Genomic DNA, 17,729 nt, shown 5'->3' on the forward strand with positions numbered 1-17,729 from the left:
TCCATGGCATTTGTTCAGCAGTCATCGCCACACGCCCACAAGGCCCGGCCAACATCCCGCGTGATGTTGTGGGTTCTTATTGCGGCATTGCCTGGCCTGTTGGCCCAGACGCTATTCTTCGGCTGGGGCAACCTGATCAACGTGGTCTTCTGTATTGCCCTGGCGATCGCCTCTGAAGCTGCCCTGCTCAAGCTCAGAAAAAAGCCGGTCGCCTTCTTCATCAAAGACAATACCGCCGCCGTCACCGGCCTTCTGTTAGGTCTGTCGCTGCCCCAGTTTGCGCCCTGGTGGGTATCTGCGGTCGCAGTGATCTCGGCTATCGTTGTGGCCAAACAACTCTATGGCGGGCTGGGCTCAAATCCTTTCAACCCTGCCATGGTTGGTTACGCCCTGGTTCTGGTGTCTTTTCCGGTGGCGATGACGACGAACTGGGCAGAGCCCGCCATGCTCTGGGACGGTGCTCCGGGCTTTGGCGAGACCCTGGCAACCATAGCCTCCGGCCACCAAACAGCGGTCGATGGCTGGACGATGGCAACGCCTCTTGACGAGTACAAACACAAGATCACCACCCACACAGCAACCGAGGTGCTGAACCACCCAACGTTTGGTGAGGGTATCGCCAGAGGCTGGGAATGGGTCAATGCGGCATTTCTGGCAGGAGGCCTTCTGCTCATCGCCCTGCGGATCATTACCTGGCACATTCCGGCAGGATTTCTTGGTGGGATGATCGTAATGAGCCTGGCCTTTGGCAACAATGCCGACCTCTATGCACCACTATCCCTGCATCTGCTTGCAGGCGGGACCATGCTCGGTGCCTTTTTTATCGCTACCGACCCGGTGTCAGCAGCTACGAGCCACCAGGGGAAACTCATCTATGGGGCGGGAATTGGCATCCTGATCTACCTGATCCGCACCTGGGGCAATTATCCCGACGCCGTGGCGTTCAGCGTTCTGCTGATGAATTTTGCCGTTCCTTTCATTGATCATTACACACCTCCACGCACTTACGGCCACCACAAGGCCCGTCGGGGTGTACCGGGGGGCCAGGGGTAATCATGGCTGCAGTTGCACAGTCCATCCGCCGCAGCGCCATCGGGCTCGGCCTGTTCGCCGTGATCACCGGCGGCACCATTGCCGTAACCCAGGTGGCCACGGAAGAGCGAATTCGTGAACAGGCCGCCCGCGCAGAGGCCCAGGCCCTGTATGAAATCATTCCCGAAAGCCGGCACAACAACGACCTGCTCAGGGATACGGTACAGTTGCCTGCCAGTGAGCGCCTGGCACAGCCCGGCCCTCTGAACGTCTGGGTAGCTCGACAGAACGAGCAGCCCATTGGCATGATAATGCCCGTGGTAGCACCCGACGGGTATTCCGGCAAGATTCATCTCCTCGTGGGAGTGGACATGACGGGGACCATTCTCGGAGTGAGGGTAACCAGTCACAAGGAAACGCCGGGGCTGGGAGACCAGATTGAAACCCGCAAATCCGACTGGATCAAGAGTTTCGATGGCCGCTCGCTGGGCAAACCGCCGCATCGGGAATGGAACGTTAAAAAGAATGGTGGAGAATTCGATCAGTTCACAGGCGCAACGATCACGCCAAGGGCTGTAGTGAAAGCGGTTCAGAAAGCACTGATCTATTTTCGGGAAAACCGTCAGATTATCCGGGAGCGGCTCAACGAAGAGCCGTCACCGAGAGACAAGATCCTGAACCCTGAAGCGATTGCCGGCGAATCGTCCAATACGGAGCATTCCTGACCATGGCAACCAAATCATCGAGCGAAATCATCCGCGACGGGCTCTGGGACAACAACCCGGCCCTCGTCCAGGTGCTTGGGCTATGCCCGCTTCTGGCCGTGACCAGTACCGTTGTTAATGCCATCGGGCTGGGGCTGGCTACACTCATGGTGCTCATGGGGTCCAATCTTGCCGTGTCACTGATTCGCAATTTCGTAAGCGAGTCTGTGCGCCTGCCCGCATTCGTCATGATCATCGCTTCATTCGTAACCTGCGCCGAACTGCTCATGCAGGCCTTTACCTATGAGCTTTATCTGATTCTTGGCATCTTCATTCCACTGATCGTCACCAACTGCGCCATCCTCGGCCGGGCTGACGCTTTTGCTTCCAGAAATCCACCACTTCCGGCACTGCTGGATGGCGCCATGATGGGCCTTGGCTTTCTGGCGGTGCTGGTTGTCCTGGGCGGCCTTCGGGAACTCATCGGACAGGGCACCCTGTTTGTGGACATGCACCTGCTGCTGGGCCCCGTAGCTGCCGACTGGGTGATCCGCCCCTTCGACAACTACCCGGATATGCTGTTCATGATTCTTCCGCCCGGCGCCTTTATCGGGCTAGGACTGCTGATCGCGCTCAAAAATGGTATCGACAACCATCTGGAAGAGCGCCGCAAGGCACATGAACCAGCGCCTGTAGCAGCAGGCAGCAAGCGGGTCCGGGTTACCGGGAACGTATCCTGAGTCCGCACTTGCACAAGACTGAGAGCTGATGAACAAACAGAAACGCATTGAGATCTTCACCCGCCTCAGGGAGGCCAACCCCAACCCGACCACCGAGCTGAACTATTCCAGCCCGTTCGAGTTGCTGATTGCCGTTATTCTTTCGGCCCAGGCCACGGATGTGGGTGTCAACAAGGCTACCGACAAGCTTTTCCCGGTCGCCAACACACCTGAGGCCATCCTGGCCCTGGGAGTCGATGGCCTGAAGGAATACATCAAGACCATTGGCCTGTTTAACAGCAAGGCCGAGAACGTGATCAAGACCTGTCGAATCCTGATTGAGAAACACGGCGGCCAGGTGCCGGAGCGGCGGGAGGATCTGGAGGCGTTGCCCGGAGTCGGTCGCAAAACCGCAAACGTGGTCTTGAACACCGCTTTCGGCCACATGGCCATGGCGGTGGACACTCACATCTATCGCGTGTCGAACCGCACCGGCATTGCGCCCGGCAAGAACGTTCTGGAGGTGGAGAACCGGTTGATGCGCCTGGTGCCAAAAGAGTTCCTGCTGGACGCGCACCACTGGCTCATTCTGCACGGGCGCTATACCTGTACCGCCCGCAAACCGAAATGCGGCGCCTGTATCATTGAGGACCTGTGCGAGTTCAAGCAGAAACGGGATTATCTCTGAATCCGGGGCGTAAAAAAGCCGGCATCTTGCCGGCTTTTTGTTTCAGACGCCAAGCCGCGGTTAGCGCTGACCCAGCATTTTCTCCTTCAGATCCTTCTGAGCCGGCTTATCGGACAGCCAGATTCCGAACAGGGCCTTTTTAAAGGCCAGATCGCCAACCGTGTCCTTTTGCTCGCCGTTCTTGAGGACCCGCACGCCTTCGCCCGGCAGGTACACCAGATCGAAAACGTCACCCTCGGTGATTTCTTCCTGGAAGACCGCCATAAACTGGTCCACATCCTCCTGGATAGATGCCATATCGCCGTCGGTGGAGGCCTCGAAACCTTCCAGGGTGGCTTCTGTCATGCGTTCGCTGGTAATCATGCCGGAGATAATGTGCAGCGTGATGGCCTGGGGCTCATCTGCGTTAATCACGGCCTCACCATCGTCGATGGTCTCGGGAACGTACAGACCGCCGACATACAGGTCCATGAACCATTTGGAACGGGTACCTGCGCCATTAAGCGTCAGTTCGGTATCCATGGCGGAATAGGTATCCGGAACATCAACACCTTCCACGGTGAGTGCTGCGGCTGGAGCAGACAGCAGGGCCGTCAGCGTCAGAGCCGCAAAACCGGTTGTAAGAGCCTTCTTCATAGTCCTTTCCTTTTCGATCGTTATTATTGACGTGTTTCATTCGTGCACCGGGTTTCGACACCCTTATCCCCGCCCGGTCACGGCATTCTATCAACGGCGCTGGCGGGCGGGACGCGCCCTGGTTCTCATTTGGGGCGATCCTGAAACACAAAAAAGCCGGCCAGGGATTCCCTGGCCGGCTTTGGATCGAAAGAAAAGAAAGACGTTACTTGAACAGCAGGTTTCCTGACAGGCCTTCCTTCTCCAGGATCTCACGAAGACGACGAAGCGCCTCGACCTGGATCTGTCTTACTCGCTCGCGGGTCAGACCTATCTCCTGGCCGACTTCCTCCAGCGTGCTCACCGGGTAGCCCCGCAGACCAAAACGGCGTGACAGAACTTCCTGCTGCTTGTCGCTAAGCTGGTCAATCCACTTCTCCAGGCAGGAACACATATTGTTGTCCTGCAGGAGATCCGCCGGATCCGAAGCCCCTTCATCCGCTACGGTATCCAGAAGCGACTTTTCGCCACCGGCACCAATGGGAGTGTCCATGGAAGCGACGCGCTCATTGAGACCCAACATCCGCTTAACGTCGGCCACGGGCTTATCGACCATTCTGGCGATTTCCTCCGCCGAGGGCTCATGATCCAGTTTCTGGGTCAGTTCCCGCGCTGCACGGAGATACAGATTGAGTTCCTTGACCACATGAATCGGCAGACGGATGGTGCGGGTCTGGTTCATGATGGCCCGCTCAATGGTCTGGCGAATCCACCAGGTGGCGTAGGTGGAGAATCGGAAACCCCGCTCCGGATCAAACTTTTCCACCGCCCTGATCAGGCCAAGGTTGCCCTCTTCGATCAGGTCCAGCAGGGTCAGCCCGCGGTTCACGTAACGTCGTGCGATCTTCACCACAAGGCGAAGGTTGCTCTCGATCATCCGTTTACGGCCGGACTCCTCTCCCCTGCGTGCCAGACGGGCAAAATAGACCTCTTCTTCCGGCGTAAGCAGGGGGGAAAAACCAATTTCGTTGAGATACAGCTGAGTGGCATCCAGCTGCTTTTGACTGGTGAAATAACGTCCCTGGGTGGGGATGTCCTCTTCTACTTCGGCCGCTTCTTCGGTTGGCTCTTTTTCAACTTTCTCTTCTGCTAACAATTGATCCTCGGCATCGTCCATGTCCGATACACGATCAATGATGATGTCTTCTTGCTCTGCTGACATTTGTCTTGCCCCGCCTCTCAATAATCCTGGATGTTCGCCCGATACTTCTTGTTATTGCGGACGTCTTTGTCTTCACGCTTTTTTCTTCAGGACATTTTGTTGGTCGGCCTGTCATGGCCTTTACCGTTCTTGTTTTTCTTGCGAACGCGGTGTTTTGTCAGTGCCAGGGTGTGCGATCAGGGCAGCCTGCTGACTGCGTCATTCATTAGCGCGGCGGCAGATAATGGACTGGGTCAACCGGATTGCCATTTTTACGAATCTCAAAATGCAACATGGGTCGTTCAGCGCCACTGCTACCGAGCTCTGCGATCACCTGCCCGGCTTTCACATCCTCCCCTTCCTGCACCAGAATCTTCCGGTTATGAGCGTAAGCACTTAAATAGTGCTCGTTGTGATTCACGATAATCAGGTTGCCGTATCCAAGCAACCCGTTGCCGGCATAGACCACATTCCCGGTGGCCGCAGCTCTTACAGCATCCCCGGCTTGCCCGGCAATATCAATACCTTTATTGACTTTTCCGGATGTTGAATATCCAGCAATTACAGTGCCAACGTGAGGCCAGCGCCATTCAATCCGGGCCACGGTCTGGGTCTGGGAAGCGAGCGGCGCGCCCTTGTTCGCTGCTCTCGTCACCGCAGGTTTGGGTGCCGTGGCGGCTGTCTGTTTTGGAGGCGAAGCACGACTCGCCGTTCTCGGCGGTTGCGATCCAGACGGCTTTTTGGCAGCTGTAGTCTGACTGCCCGAGGTTACACTTCCGCGAAGATCCAGACGAATCACCTGACCCGCTTTGAGATTCCAGGGCGGACCAATGCCATTGGCGTCGCCAAGCTCGCGGTAGTCCCGACCATACCGCCAGGCTATGCTGTAAAGGGTTTCACCGGGTTTGACGACGTGACGGCCCCAATAGACCGGGGGATTGTAAATGTCGTCCTGGTAGAGTGCCGGCGTGTTACAGCCGGAAAGTAGCAGCAGGGCCATGAGGGGCAGGAGTGCAAGGCGGCTGGCCAGCACCTTTTTCGCGGGGCGATCAGGCTCTGAGGCACCGGACGGGAACCGCGGGGACGCCGGTGAAACGGCATTGATGAGCCCACGCATGAATCTCACAGGAATAAAACTGACCCAGTTATGAAAAATCCGTATAACCGCTGTCGGTTGTCGAAGCAGTTTCTAAAGTTTTTATAGTAACTTGCTAATATATTGCACATTTTTCTCGGGAAGCCAAGTTACTGACCGACCTCCCTTGTTACCTCCAGAAACACCCGTTTTGTGCGTTAGGTAACACTCTTCGCACACAGTCGCCTCAAATTACCTCGATGGTGCGACCTTTCCATGCCGGGAACCGAGCCACTCCACCAGCAGAACGAGGGCGAAACCGGCCGCCGCCATGAGCACGGCCAATAGCACCTGGGGATCCTGGCCGGCCTGCTCTGCAAAGGTAGAGGGCCAGACACTCGTCTCATTCAGGGGAACTTGTTCACCGGAGCTGTTGGTACGCCAACTGAGAGTCTCCTTCCAGGGCCAAACCTTGTTGAGCGCTCCGATCATGAAGCCGGTGAGCAAGGCGAGCACGAGATCATGAAAATGGTGGAACGCCCAGGTGATCAGGCGGGCGATGGATAAAAGACCCACCACGCAACCTGCCATAAACAGAAGCAGAATGCCCGCGTCCAACGATTTGATCGCGGCGAGCACGGGCGCATACATACCAATAATCACCAGGATAAAGCTGCCCGAGATGCCAGGAAGAATCATGGCGCAGATGGCCAGCGCTCCGGCACCAAAGAACGCCAGAGTGGAAGGCGCGACTTCGCTGGCAGACAGGGTGGTTATCCACCACGCGATAACAATGCCGAACAACAGCGGAACCAGCAGCGCGGGCTTATAGTGTCGCACCTGACGCCCGACATGCCACACCGAAGCGACGATCAATCCAAAGAAAAAGCTCCAGATCAGGATCGGGTAGGCCACCAGCATATAGCTGATCCCAGATGCCAGGGTAGCAATACTGGTCAGGACGCCCGCCAGCAAGGCGACCAGAAAAGTTCCGTCACAGGCGTGCCAGAAACGAGTGAACCGGCCGCGAATCAAGTCATGGAAAACTGCTCCGGGAACCGCGTTGATAGCTTCCAGGAGGCGGAAATAGATACCGGTGATGAAGGCAATGGTGCCACCGGAAACCCCTGGAACAATATCAGCGGCACCCATGGCGATTCCCCGAAGAAACACGGCTGCAGGGTGGTGGCTGCGTGCAATATCGTTTTCCAGGTTTGTTTTACTTTCTGAAGAGTCGACCATGATTATCGGACAACCCCGCCCAGAAGCGGCACAAACCGGACCGGTTCCAGCTCCTTGTGATCAAAGCGATCTCCCCGCCGGGTTACCTGCACCAGCACCTGGTTCTCCTCACCGACAGGGGCAATCAACACGCCACCGTCTGCCAATTGGGCGAGTAATTCGGCTGGAACTTCAATGGGTGCTGCGGTCACGATAATGCCGTCGAAAGGGCCACGTTCAGGCCAGCCCATGCCACCATCAGCATGTTTCAGGAACACGTTTCTGGCGTTCAGTTGTCGCAACCGGTCCCGGGCCCTGTCCTGAAGCGCCTTGATACGCTCGACGCTGTAGATTTCGGCGAACAGGCGGGAGAGCACCGAGGTCTGGTAACCGGACCCGGTGCCAAGCTCCAGGACCCGTGAGGGCCCGTGGGCAAGCATTAATTCAGTCATGCGGGCCACTATGTAGGGCTGTGACAAGGTTTGGCCGTAGCCAATCGGCAGCGATGTATCTTCGTAGGCTCTATGGGAAAGCGCCTCATCCAGGAAAATGTGCCGTGGCACCTCTCCCATAATCTCAAGTACCCGGTCCGACTCGATGCCGGCTTCCCTGAGGCGCTGAACCAGTCGCATCCGGGTGCGTCGGGAGGTCATCCCGATGCCTTCGAGCTGCGCTGTCATCCCCGCCCCTCCAGCGAAACCTCCAGGGTATCGACCCAATCCCGGAGCCGTGAGAGCGCCTCATGCCGGGTCATGTCGATGTGAACCGGGGTAACCGAGACATAACCTTCACGTACGGCATTGAAATCAGTGCCGGGACCGGCGTCACCGCCGACACCTGCCGCCCCGATCCAGTAACGCTCTTTGCCGCGAGGACAGGTCATCGGGACGGCACCCTCTGCCCGTTCCCGGTGGCCGAGGCGCGTCACCCGAATGCCAGCCAGTTCCTCCCAGGGAACATCCGGGACATTCACGTTGAGAATGGAGCGAGGCCCCAGCACCAGGGGACGCTCGTTCTCGAGCAGCACCCGGACAACCCGGGCGGCGGTCTCGTAGTGAAAGTGGCCATCGTTGACAAGGGAGACGGCAATGGCGGGAAGTCCGAGGTGGCGACCCTCGGTTGCCGCAGCAACGGTACCGGAGTAGATAATGTCGTCGCCTAGGTTGGCGTGGGTGTTGATACCCGACACCACCCTGTCGAACGGCTCACGGAACAATCCGTTCACCGCCAGATGGACGCAGTCGGTCGGTGTTCCATCGACCGAACGAAAACCGTTGGGATGTTCCTCAACCGTCAGGGGGCGATTGAGCGTCAGGGCGTTACTGGCGCCGCTGTGATCCCGGTCAGGCGCCACGACCTCAAGCTCACCCAGTCCTTTTAAGCCATCAAACAGGGCTATAAGCCCCGGTGAATGAACGCCGTCATCATTCGACAACAGAATACGCACAGTGTTCTCCGCTAGCCTTGTTGTTCGTTGTGTCGGCCGAGGCTCATGTCCTCAAGCTCGAAAATATCACTCAAAATCGTTGTCGCGTACTGGCCGGGCGAAAGAAAAAAGGCCAGCTCCAGACAGTCCTCGGCGACCCACTGCCAGGAGAGGCTCTCCGGTTTTACCGCCAATGGCCTTCGCTCCGGTTTCATCCGGGTGACCGAAAACAGGGCGGCCAACTCCGGGGTTTGGGCGACAATGCCTCGCTCGAAGGTTTCCAGGGGACCACAAGCGGTGGTGCCGCCATCACCCCACAGTGGACCTGTCGCTCCTGCCTCGGCCCAGCTGCCATCATCTACCCAAGCTGCCAGCACCTCATTGAACAGCCAGGAGCGCGCTGCCGAAAAATACAATACGTTTTTCGAGCCGTCGCTGCCAGCTCGCTTTTTGCCACCCCGGCCTTTTCCACCGGACCGGCCACGTCGGTTCAGGGTAGCGGGATCGAGATGCACCGCACGGTCAAGGTTAGCGCCATCATTGCCAAACCGTTGGGGGCCAAAGTAGTTTGGAGCCCCAATATCGCCCAGACGCTCCAGTGCTCGGTCAATAACCCGGTGCTCACCGGAGACGGCCCTCAGGGTAATCGTGAAACCATTACCCCTGTGCTCCCCACGCCGCAATTTCCGCGCCTGCCGCGAAGCCGCCAGAACCGGCCAGCGTGCGCCAATCTCCCGGATCAAAGCGGTGTCCTGATCCTCGTTTCCGGGACGGTACAGACTGAACCACTGGCGGGTCACAGCATGCCTATCCTTGAGCCCACAGAAACCGACATCAAAGTGACGACACCCGGCGATCCTGGCCAATTCGCGGGCGACATACTCTGTGTTATCACCCACTTTCTCCAGTTTCAAACAAAGATGCTCGCCACTGCCTGCGATTACATCTCCCTCGACGGCCGGGCTGCTCTCCGGCCGCTCCAGCAATTCGTCGACAATGAAATCGCCCGGGGCGGTTTTCAGGCGGCCAGAGGCAATACGACCGCCGCCGGAGGTTGGCCAGTCAAGGCGCCAGTTGCTCAAGATTCCACCGGTTCAAGCAGACAGATCGCCTGGCAGGCAATGCCTTCCCCGCGCCCCGTAAAACCCAGCTTTTCCGTGGTGGTGGCTTTCACGCTGACACGACTGGCCGGCACGCCCAGATCTTCGGCAATGTTCAAACGGATGGCATCGATATGGGGTGCCATCTTGGGGGCCTGGGCAATGATTGTGGTATCCACGTTAACGACGGAGAAGCCCTCGTCCCGGACCCGGATCACAACCCGACGCAAAAGGTCCCTGCTGTCGGCCCCTGCCCACTCGTCACTGGTGTCCGGGAAGAAATGCCCGATGTCGCCAAGCGCGGCAGCGCCCAGCAATGCATCTGCCAACGCATGCAGCAGGACATCACCATCAGAATGGGCCTTGAGCCCGTGGGAATGCGGAATGCTTACGCCGCCAATAATCACAGAGTCGCCTTCGCAGAAGGCGTGGACATCGAAGCCCTGACCAATACGCATAATGTGCTCCGGAACACTCCGAAAGTTCAGAATTGGCTCAGAATGAAGCCTGCCAGTGCCAGATCGGCGGGCACGGTGATCTTGATATTGTCCGGCCGCCCTTCAACCAGCACCGGCATGTTACCGGAAAACTCCACCGCGGAGGACTCATCGGTCACCGGAAGCTCTCGGGCAAGGGCTGCCTCCAGAGAATCAACAAGAACACGGTAGCGAAACATCTGGGGCGTCAGAGCCCGCCACAACCCCGTGCGATCAACGGTCTCAATCACTTCCGTAAGCTCAGCAGTACCGGCTTTCTTTAAAGTGTCGGCAACCGGCGAGGCAAGCAGCCCCCCAACAGGATGGCTGTAGAGCCGGTCAATCAGATTGGAAAGATCCCGAGTATGAAGGCAGGGTCTCGCCGCATCGTGCACCAGAACCCAGTCGTCATCTTTCACCTGTTCCGCCATGGCGTGCAGCGCCGACAACACCGAACCAGCTCTTTCGGAACCGCCGGTACAGGTCTGGATTCGGCTATCGCCGCTGGCTTCGGTATCCGGCCACCAATGGTCGGCCGGGTGCAATGGCACCATGCAGCCGGAAAAAGGCGCGGAATCCATGAGTCGGGAAAGGGTGATGTCGAGAATGAAACGCTCGCCAATCCGAAGGTACTGTTTCGGTTGCTCAGCCTGCATACGCTGGCCGATGCCGGCGGCAGGAACAATCAGCCAGAGTCTCGGGGAAGGCATAGACAATCAGTTTTCAACAACCAGGAAAAAGGTCTCGTCGTCTCTTATCAGGCCGAGGTTCATTCTGGCCCGTTCTTCAACGGCGCCCTGCTCGTTACGCAGATTCCTGACTTCCGCATAGAGACGTTCATTGCGGGTAGCCAGCTCGGCATTTTCTTCACGTTGCTCGGCAATGGACTGCTCCAGAGCCCATACCTGCGCAAAGCTGCCCTCCCCAACCCACAGGCGCACCTGCAGCAGGAGAATCACAACCACCATTATGGTCCAGAGCAACTTCATTGCCGATTCCGTTCAAAATTCAATCAATCAAAATACCAACGCCGGACGTTGAGTATAGACCTTAGAGTAGATTAGCAACAAATTCTTCTAACTGCCTGTACAAAAAGGCCATCATGTCCGGAATTTCGCCCAGAACACGATGGCCTTAACAGTTTTTCGCCAATTACCGGCCAGACACTCTGCCAGAACCGGTGGGATCAGTCGATCAGCCCTGCCCTTTGATCTCGCTCAGGCCGCGGTAAGGCGCCTTACCGTCCAGCGCTTCTTCGATGCGCAGCAGCTGGTTGTACTTGGCAACACGATCCGAGCGGCACAGGGAACCGGTCTTGATCTGGCCGGCGCAGGTCGCCACCGCCAGATCGGCAATGGTGGTGTCCTCGGTTTCACCGGAACGATGTGAAATCACGGCAGTGAAACCGGCATCCTGGGCCATCTTGATGGCATCGAGGGTTTCGCTCAGGCTGCCGATCTGGTTGAACTTGATCAGGATGGAGTTACCCACGCCCTTCTCGATACCCTGCTTCAGGATTTTGGTGTTGGTCACAAACAGGTCGTCACCAACCAGTTGAACCTTGGCGCCCAGTTTGTCAGTCAGCACCTTCCAGCCATCCCAGTCGCTCTCGTCCATGCCGTCTTCAATGGAGACAATCGGATATCGCTCACACAGGCCGGCCAGGTAATCGGCAAAGCCCTCGGAATCGAAGTTCTTGCCTTCGCCGGACAGCTGGTACTGGCCATCCTTGTAGAATTCGGAAGATGCACAGTCCAGGGCGAGGGTCACATCGGTACCAAGCTTGTAACCGGCCTTCTCGACCGCTTCCTGGATAACCGCCAGCGCCGCTTCGTTGGAGGGCAGGTTGGGAGCAAAACCACCCTCATCACCAACCGCTGTGTTCAGGCCCTGGGCCTTCAGCACTTTTTTCAGGCTGTGAAAAATCTCCGCGCCAACACGCAGGGCTTCAGAGAAGCTCTTGGCGGAAACCGGCTGAACCATGAACTCCTGGATATCAACGTTGTTATCCGCGTGCTCACCACCGTTCAGAATGTTCATCATCGGCACCGGCATGGAGAACTGGCCGGAGGTACCGTTGATGTCTGCAATGTGTGCATACAGTGGCTTGCCCAGGGAGATAGCTGCAGCCTTCGCCGCCGCCAGGGAAACTGCCAGGATGGCGTTGGCGCCCAGGTTGGCCTTGTTCTCGGTACCGTCGAGGTCCAGCATGATCTGATCCAGAGCACGCTGATCAGCCGCATCTTTGCCTACCAGTGCATCACGGATCTTGCTGTTCACGGCTTCCACAGCCTTCAGAACACCCTTGCCAAGGTAACGGGAAGCGTCACCATCACGCAGTTCCAGGGCTTCCCGGGAACCCGTGGAGGCACCAGAAGGCGCGCAGGCGCTGCCGACGGCCCCGTCTTCGAGGATAACGTCGGCTTCTACTGTCGGGTTACCGCGGGAATCCAGAACCTCACGGCCCTTGATGTTGGCAATCTTGGTCATTCTTCTCTGTCTCCAAGTTCATGTTCAAATTCGGGAGTCAGAGCGAGAGGGAACGGCCCTCTAAATCTTCGCAGGGCCGTTCCCGCTCGCTCCCATAGTCCGCGTAAAACGCCAACACCGCCAATCAGGCGGTGTCGATAGGTTTAAAGCTTTTTACCAGATCATCCACAGCTTTCACCCGCTGCAGGAAGGGCTCAAGCTGGCTCAGCCGCAAAGCACACGGGCCATCGCACTTGGCTTTGTCCGGGTCCGGATGGGCCTCCAGGAACAAACCGGCCAACCCCTGGGACATACCCGCCAGCGCCAGGTCAGTCACCTGGGCACGTCGGCCACCGGCCGAATCCGCGCGTCCGCCGGGCATTTGCAGGGAGTGGGTCACATCGAACATCACCGGTACGTTCATGGCTTTCATGATGCCAAAGCCCAGCATGTCGACAACCAGGTTGTTGTAGCCGAAGCTGCTGCCCCGCTCACACAGGATCACCTTGTCATTACCGGCTTCCTCGCACTTGGTGATGATGTGCTTCATTTCCTGGGGAGCCAGGAACTGGGCCTTCTTGATGTTGATCACCGCACCGGTTTTCGCCATGGCGACCACCAGGTCGGTCTGGCGGCTCAGGAAAGCCGGCAGCTGGATGATGTCGCATACCTGCGCTGCGGGAGCGGCCTGGGCCGGCTCGTGGACGTCCGAAATAATGGGAACACCAAACTTGCTCTTGATGTCCGCCAGAATCTGCAGCCCTTTCTCAAGGCCTGGACCACGAAACGAATTCACCGACGAACGGTTGGCCTTATCAAACGACGCCTTGAAAACGTAGGGAATGCCGAGCTTGCCGGTGGCCTCAACGTAGGCCTCGGCAACCTCCATGGCCAGCTCCGGCGACTCAAGGACGTTCATGCCACCAAAGAGCACAAACGGTTTGTCGTTGGCGACGTCGATTCCCGAAACGTTTACAGTGCTCTGCGCCATGCTCAGGATCCTTTCTTACAGGCCAGTGCTGCCTCAACAAAGCCCTTGAACAGCGGGTGGCCGTCCCTGGGTGTGGAGGTAAATTCCGGATGGAACTGACAGGCGACAAACCAGGGATGATCCGGCGCTTCAACCACTTCGACCAGACGACCATCGGTCGAACGACCTGAGATCTGAAGACCGGCCTCTTCCAACTTTGGCAGGAAGTGGTTGTTGACCTCGTAACGATGGCGATGACGCTCGCGAATGGTTTTCTTGCCATAGCAGTTGGCAATGGTGGAACCTTCGGTAAGCACGCAATCCTGGGCGCCGAGACGCATGGTCCCGCCAAGATCAGATTCTTCCGTACGCTCTTCGCGCTCTCCGGTGGAATCCAGCCATTCGGTGATCAGGCCCACCACCGGCTCCGGCGTGTGCTCGCGGAATTCTGTGCTGTGAGCGTCGGTCAGACCGGCCACGTTCCGCGCGTATTCAATTACAGCAACCTGCATACCCAGGCAGATGCCAAGGTAAGGCACCTTGTTCTCACGGGCATACTGAACCGTGCGGATCTTGCCTTCCACGCCGCGCTCACCGAAACCGCCCGGCACCAGAATCGCGTCGGCATTGGCCAGCGCACCGGTGCCATCACGCTCGATGTCTTCGGAATCGATGTAGTTGATATTGACCTTGGTGCGGGTCTTGATGCCGGCGTGCAGCAGGGATTCGATCAGCGACTTGTACGCGTCGAGAAGCTCCATGTACTTGCCAACCATGGCAATGGTCACTTCCTGCTCGGGATTCATCAGTGATTCAACAACGTTGTCCCACTCACTGAGGTCCGCAGGACGTGCATCCAGGCCGAATCGTTCGATAACGAGCTGATCCAGGCCATGCTCATAGAGCATGCGAGGAATGGCGTAAATGGATTTTGCATCCTGGAGAGGAATAACGGCCCGCTCTTCGACGTTGGTGAACAGGGCAATCTTGCGTCGTGAACTGGCGTCCACCTCGTGCTCGGAGCGGCACAGCAGGATATCCGGCTGCAGACCGATAGAGCGCATTTCCTTGACCGAGTGCTGGGTGGGCTTGGTCTTGATCTCACCCGCAGTGGCAATGTACGGAACCAGGGTCAGGTGCATGAAAAGTGCACGCTGGGGACCGACTTCAACCTTCAGTTGGCGGCAGGCTTCGAGGAACGGCAGGGATTCAATATCGCCTACCGTGCCACCAATCTCGATCAGCGCTACGTCGGCGCCAGCAGCACCTTCAACGACCCGGCGCTTGATCTCGTCAGTGATATGGGGGATTACCTGCACAGTTCCGCCCAGGTAGTCGCCACGGCGCTCCTTGCGGATTACTTCCTCGTACACCCGACCGGTGGTGAAGTTGTTGCGCTTGCTCATCGGGGAGCGGATGAAGCGCTCGTAGTGGCCCAGATCGAGGTCTGTTTCCGCGCCATCCTCGGTGACAAAAACCTCACCGTGCTGGAACGGGCTCATGGTGCCGGGGTCCACGTTGATGTACGGGTCCAGCTTGAGAATAGTGACCTTCAGGCCGCGTGCCTCGAGGATCGCAGCCAGAGAGGCTGATGCGATACCTTTCCCCAAGGAGGACACGACACCGCCGGTGACGAAAATATAACGCGTCATGCAGATTCCGTGATTGTCTGGTTCGGTGAAGGAGGGAGATTGTCATCTCAAGATGGGACGCCAGACTACCAGAAAGGCCCCATTGACTCAATCACATTCCCGCTCTACGACCAGCCGCCAACCGGCGGCATGGGCGCCTCCCGAGTATTGTTCAGAACACCATAAATCGCCAATGGCAATGAGCTCTGCTGCGTCCCCGGAACCCGCGAAAACCAGCGGCAGACGGGCCCTTTCCCAGGGTGGAACGCCGACTTCCTGCAGCCATTTCTTGAGCGAACGGGACGGCCCATCGGGACGGAAACGGACCCGCTCGCCACCCTGCCTCGTAAATATCCGTATTGGCGGCAACGACTGTTCCGGGGTAACGACAGATTCCAACCTGAGGGACCACTCTCCCCACGCGACACCATCCCCCGGCTCGAGATCGACCGGAGCGTCCGGTAAAGGGCCGCGGTCGGGAACCAGGCAAAGATCACCCTGGAAACGCCGCAGACTGAAACCGTCGGACCGGAACTCCGGCTCCCGATCCTCTGCGGCAAACAGCAGGTCCCGAATGACCTGCTGCCAGTCACCAGGGGTGGGCGCATGAAACCCGCGTTCCCGTGCCCACCAACGTAGCAGATTCTTCTGCTCCGCCAGAGGCAGTGTTTTCAGGCCATCAACGGGGAGACGGTCCCGGTCGCCGCCGATTGCCTGCCACTGCAAAGCGGCCAGCTTGCGGTTCAGCGCTTCGCTCTCGCCACAGGATTCCGCCGTGTGCCGCAGCCTGCGATTCAACCCCGGCCAGCGATCCCGCAAGAGCGGCAACACAGTGTGACGGAGGAAATTCCGGTCAAATCGCTGGTCGGTATTGCTGGGGTCATCAACCCATGACAGGCCAGCGACCCGGGCCCAACGCTCGAGTTCGGCCCTCTCAAACCCGAGCAGGGGCCGGACGAGGGTCGCGGCGCCCAGCTCACGACTGGCCGGCATGCCCGCCAGCCCGGCCACACCGCTGCCCCTGAGCATCCGGAACAAAACGGTTTCCGCCTGGTCATCCCCATGGTGAGCCATCAAGACCAGGTCCCCCTTCCCGACCAGCGCCTCGAGGGCGGCATAGCGAGCCTTGCGGGCAGCTTCCTCTATACCCGCACCCGAGCTACGACCACCATCGACGGTTACCCGCTCAACCACAAGCGGCACGCCAAGTCGCTCACATTCACCGCGACAAAACGACTCGGTATCCGATGCATTGGGTTGAAGCTGATGATTGATATGGATCGCCCGGACAGCGCCGGAACAGCCATGGCAGTGGGCTGCCAGGTGCAATAACAGGGTGGAATCGAGGCCACCGCTCAGGGCGACCCAAAGACGGGTGTGATCGGGGAGTTCTCTGACCGGGGCACACAGGGCCTCCGGCCAGTGGAATCCGGAACCGGGCTCAGCGCCCGGTGTCATAGCGGGTCAGCCGCTCGTAGCGGCGGGATACCAGCTCATCCAGTGGCAGGCGGCTGAGCTCAGCGACGCCTTTCGCCAGAACCTCTTTGAGGGATTCCGACATTTTTTCAGGGTTGCGGTGAGCACCGCCGAGGGGCTCGGTTACCACGTTATCCGCCAGCCCCAGATCTTTGAGCCGGTCAGCCGTAACACCCATGGCCTCCGCCGCCTGGGCAGCGTATTCGGCACTTTTCCAGAGGATCGACGCACAGCCCTCTGGGGAAATCACCGCGTAGGTGGAATACTGCAGCATGTTCAGCTGGTCACAGACACCGATGGCCAACGCGCCACCGGAACCGCCCTCACCGATCACCGTGGAGATAATGGGTGTCTTGAGGCGGGACATCACGGCCAGGTTGAAGGCAATGGCCTCACTCTGCCCACGCTCTTCCGCACCAATGCCGGGATAGGCACCCGGCGTGTCGATGAACGTGAGAATGGGCATCTTGAACCGCTCGGCCATTTCCATCAGGCGCAGGGCCTTGCGATAGCCCTCAGGGCGCGGCATACCAAAGTTGCGCTTTACCTTGTCCCGCACTTCCCGGCCCTTCTGATGACCAATCACCATTACCGGCTTGTCGTCCAGCCGGGCAGTACCCCCTACGATCGCCAGGTCGTCTGCATAACGGCGATCACCGTGCAGTTCATCGAAATCCTCAAACATGGATTCGATGTAGTCCAGGGTGTAGGGCCTGCGGGGATGGCGAGCCAGTCGGGCAACGTCCCAGGGCTTGAGATCGGAGAAAATGCTCTCTGTGAGGCTGACGCTTTTTTTCTTCAGCCGGGTGATCTCGTCGGTGATATTGATGTCGGTGTCATTGCCAACCATCCGAAGCTCTTCAATCTTGGCTTCCAGGTCGGCGATTGGCTGTTCGAAATCCAGATAGTTAGGGTTCATGATGTTC

Annotated in this window: 19 protein-coding genes; 4 read left to right on the forward strand and 15 right to left on the reverse strand. The window is 58.3% G+C overall.

Annotated features, from left to right (window positions below; all coding sequences use genetic code 11):
• Window positions 1-3: 3 nt before the first annotated feature.
• The 4 genes from rsxD to nth are packed head-to-tail and all read left to right on the forward strand — an operon-like array spanning window position 4 to window position 3,143.
• Window positions 4-1,053 (forward strand): electron transport complex subunit RsxD, encoded by a 1,050-nt coding sequence (rsxD, locus tag MDHKLMBL_RS16155; RefSeq protein WP_104271447.1) that lies wholly within the window; start codon window positions 4-6, stop codon window positions 1,051-1,053.
• Between the two features lie 2 nt (window positions 1,054-1,055).
• Window positions 1,056-1,757, forward strand: coding sequence for an electron transport complex subunit RsxG (gene rsxG, locus MDHKLMBL_RS16160; RefSeq protein WP_014576722.1), 702 nt, complete (start codon window positions 1,056-1,058; stop codon window positions 1,755-1,757).
• Window positions 1,758-1,759: 2 nt separating this feature from the next.
• Window positions 1,760-2,476, forward strand: a complete 717-nt coding sequence (locus tag MDHKLMBL_RS16165; protein ID WP_008172865.1) for an electron transport complex subunit E — start codon at window positions 1,760-1,762, stop codon at window positions 2,474-2,476.
• 28 nt (window positions 2,477-2,504) lie between these two features.
• Window positions 2,505-3,143, forward strand: a complete 639-nt coding sequence (gene nth / locus MDHKLMBL_RS16170; RefSeq protein WP_008172868.1) for an endonuclease III — start codon at window positions 2,505-2,507, stop codon at window positions 3,141-3,143.
• Window positions 3,144-3,203: 60 nt separating this feature from the next.
• Here the strand turns inward: nth and MDHKLMBL_RS16175 are convergent, their stop codons facing one another.
• The 15 genes from MDHKLMBL_RS16175 to accA form a co-directional block, all read right to left on the reverse strand.
• On the reverse strand, window positions 3,204-3,779 hold the full coding sequence (locus MDHKLMBL_RS16175) for a chalcone isomerase family protein (protein ID WP_104271449.1): 576 nt from the start codon (window positions 3,777-3,779) through the stop codon (window positions 3,204-3,206).
• A 205-nt stretch (window positions 3,780-3,984) separates the two neighbouring features.
• Window positions 3,985-4,980: an RNA polymerase sigma factor RpoS gene (gene rpoS, locus MDHKLMBL_RS16180; RefSeq protein ID WP_104271451.1), complete on the reverse strand. Its 996-nt coding sequence runs from the start codon at window positions 4,978-4,980 to the stop codon at window positions 3,985-3,987.
• A 205-nt stretch (window positions 4,981-5,185) separates the two neighbouring features.
• Window positions 5,186-6,076 (reverse strand): peptidoglycan DD-metalloendopeptidase family protein, encoded by an 891-nt coding sequence (locus MDHKLMBL_RS16185; protein WP_008172873.1) that lies wholly within the window; start codon window positions 6,074-6,076, stop codon window positions 5,186-5,188.
• Window positions 6,077-6,286: 210 nt separating this feature from the next.
• A complete protein-coding gene (locus MDHKLMBL_RS16190) occupies window positions 6,287-7,276 on the reverse strand; it encodes a polyprenyl-phosphate transporter (protein ID WP_104271453.1) in 990 nt (329 codons plus the stop codon).
• Between the two features lie 2 nt (window positions 7,277-7,278).
• Window positions 7,279-7,935, reverse strand: coding sequence for a protein-L-isoaspartate(D-aspartate) O-methyltransferase (locus tag MDHKLMBL_RS16195; protein ID WP_014576717.1), 657 nt, complete (start codon window positions 7,933-7,935; stop codon window positions 7,279-7,281).
• On the reverse strand, window positions 7,932-8,702 hold the full coding sequence (gene surE, locus MDHKLMBL_RS16200; RefSeq protein ID WP_008172880.1) for a 5'/3'-nucleotidase SurE: 771 nt from the start codon (window positions 8,700-8,702) through the stop codon (window positions 7,932-7,934). The genes MDHKLMBL_RS16195 and surE overlap by 4 nt, the downstream gene beginning before the upstream one ends.
• Window positions 8,703-8,713: 11 nt before the next feature.
• Window positions 8,714-9,763, reverse strand: a complete 1,050-nt coding sequence (truD, locus tag MDHKLMBL_RS16205; protein ID WP_104271455.1) for a tRNA pseudouridine(13) synthase TruD — start codon at window positions 9,761-9,763, stop codon at window positions 8,714-8,716.
• Window positions 9,760-10,239: a 2-C-methyl-D-erythritol 2,4-cyclodiphosphate synthase gene (gene ispF, locus MDHKLMBL_RS16210; protein WP_104271457.1), complete on the reverse strand. Its 480-nt coding sequence runs from the start codon at window positions 10,237-10,239 to the stop codon at window positions 9,760-9,762. Before ispF ends, truD begins: the two co-directional genes overlap by 4 nt.
• A gap of 26 nt (window positions 10,240-10,265) precedes the next feature.
• Window positions 10,266-10,967, reverse strand: a complete 702-nt coding sequence (ispD, locus tag MDHKLMBL_RS16215; RefSeq protein WP_104271459.1) for a 2-C-methyl-D-erythritol 4-phosphate cytidylyltransferase — start codon at window positions 10,965-10,967, stop codon at window positions 10,266-10,268.
• A 6-nt stretch (window positions 10,968-10,973) separates the two neighbouring features.
• Window positions 10,974-11,246 carry a septum formation initiator family protein gene (locus tag MDHKLMBL_RS16220; RefSeq protein ID WP_062784903.1) on the reverse strand — a complete coding sequence of 91 codons (273 nt, stop codon included), beginning with the start codon at window positions 11,244-11,246 and terminating at the stop codon, window positions 10,974-10,976.
• Window positions 11,247-11,451: 205 nt separating this feature from the next.
• Complete coding sequence (eno, locus tag MDHKLMBL_RS16225) at window positions 11,452-12,747, reverse strand: phosphopyruvate hydratase (RefSeq protein ID WP_104271461.1); 1,296 nt, start codon at window positions 12,745-12,747, stop codon at window positions 11,452-11,454.
• Window positions 12,748-12,871: 124 nt separating this feature from the next.
• The gene (gene kdsA / locus MDHKLMBL_RS16230) at window positions 12,872-13,717 is read right to left on the reverse strand and encodes a 3-deoxy-8-phosphooctulonate synthase (RefSeq protein ID WP_014576711.1); all 846 of its coding nucleotides are present in this window, start codon (window positions 13,715-13,717) and stop codon (window positions 12,872-12,874) included.
• 2 nt (window positions 13,718-13,719) lie between these two features.
• A complete protein-coding gene (gene pyrG / locus MDHKLMBL_RS16235) occupies window positions 13,720-15,348 on the reverse strand; it encodes a CTP synthase (protein WP_104271463.1) in 1,629 nt (542 codons plus the stop codon).
• A gap of 87 nt (window positions 15,349-15,435) precedes the next feature.
• On the reverse strand, window positions 15,436-16,785 hold the full coding sequence (gene tilS / locus MDHKLMBL_RS16240; RefSeq protein WP_104271465.1) for a tRNA lysidine(34) synthetase TilS: 1,350 nt from the start codon (window positions 16,783-16,785) through the stop codon (window positions 15,436-15,438).
• A complete protein-coding gene (accA, locus tag MDHKLMBL_RS16245) occupies window positions 16,769-17,722 on the reverse strand; it encodes an acetyl-CoA carboxylase carboxyl transferase subunit alpha (protein ID WP_008172897.1) in 954 nt (317 codons plus the stop codon). The genes tilS and accA overlap by 17 nt, the downstream gene beginning before the upstream one ends.
• Window positions 17,723-17,729: the final 7 nt, after the last annotated feature.

This window comes from Marinobacter flavimaris, from assembly GCF_002933295.1.
Taxonomy (GTDB): domain Bacteria; phylum Pseudomonadota; class Gammaproteobacteria; order Pseudomonadales; family Oleiphilaceae; genus Marinobacter; species Marinobacter flavimaris.

Bases quoted from the DNA above. Each gene is read 5' to 3' on its own strand.
- rsxD (WP_104271447.1), top strand. From the start codon at position 4: ATGGCATTTGTTCAGCAGTCATCGCCACACGCCCACAAGGCCCGGCCA.
- rsxG (WP_014576722.1), top strand. From the start codon at position 1,056: ATGGCTGCAGTTGCACAGTCCATCCGCCGCAGCGCCATCGGGCTCGGC.
- MDHKLMBL_RS16165 (WP_008172865.1), top strand. From the start codon at position 1,760: ATGGCAACCAAATCATCGAGCGAAATCATCCGCGACGGGCTCTGGGAC.
- nth (WP_008172868.1), top strand. From the start codon at position 2,505: ATGAACAAACAGAAACGCATTGAGATCTTCACCCGCCTCAGGGAGGCC.
- MDHKLMBL_RS16175 (WP_104271449.1), bottom strand. From the start codon at position 3,779: ATGAAGAAGGCTCTTACAACCGGTTTTGCGGCTCTGACGCTGACGGCC.
- rpoS (WP_104271451.1), bottom strand. From the start codon at position 4,980: ATGTCAGCAGAGCAAGAAGACATCATCATTGATCGTGTATCGGACATG.
- MDHKLMBL_RS16185 (WP_008172873.1), bottom strand. From the start codon at position 6,076: ATGCGTGGGCTCATCAATGCCGTTTCACCGGCGTCCCCGCGGTTCCCG.
- MDHKLMBL_RS16190 (WP_104271453.1), bottom strand. From the start codon at position 7,276: ATGGTCGACTCTTCAGAAAGTAAAACAAACCTGGAAAACGATATTGCA.
- MDHKLMBL_RS16195 (WP_014576717.1), bottom strand. From the start codon at position 7,935: ATGACAGCGCAGCTCGAAGGCATCGGGATGACCTCCCGACGCACCCGG.
- ispF (WP_104271457.1), bottom strand. From the start codon at position 10,239: ATGCGTATTGGTCAGGGCTTCGATGTCCACGCCTTCTGCGAAGGCGAC.
- ispD (WP_104271459.1), bottom strand. From the start codon at position 10,967: ATGCCTTCCCCGAGACTCTGGCTGATTGTTCCTGCCGCCGGCATCGGC.
- MDHKLMBL_RS16220 (WP_062784903.1), bottom strand. From the start codon at position 11,246: ATGAAGTTGCTCTGGACCATAATGGTGGTTGTGATTCTCCTGCTGCAG.
- eno (WP_104271461.1), bottom strand. From the start codon at position 12,747: ATGACCAAGATTGCCAACATCAAGGGCCGTGAGGTTCTGGATTCCCGC.
- kdsA (WP_014576711.1), bottom strand. From the start codon at position 13,717: ATGGCGCAGAGCACTGTAAACGTTTCGGGAATCGACGTCGCCAACGAC.
- pyrG (WP_104271463.1), bottom strand. From the start codon at position 15,348: ATGACGCGTTATATTTTCGTCACCGGCGGTGTCGTGTCCTCCTTGGGG.
- tilS (WP_104271465.1), bottom strand. From the start codon at position 16,785: ATGACACCGGGCGCTGAGCCCGGTTCCGGATTCCACTGGCCGGAGGCC.
- accA (WP_008172897.1), bottom strand. From the start codon at position 17,722: ATGAACCCTAACTATCTGGATTTCGAACAGCCAATCGCCGACCTGGAA.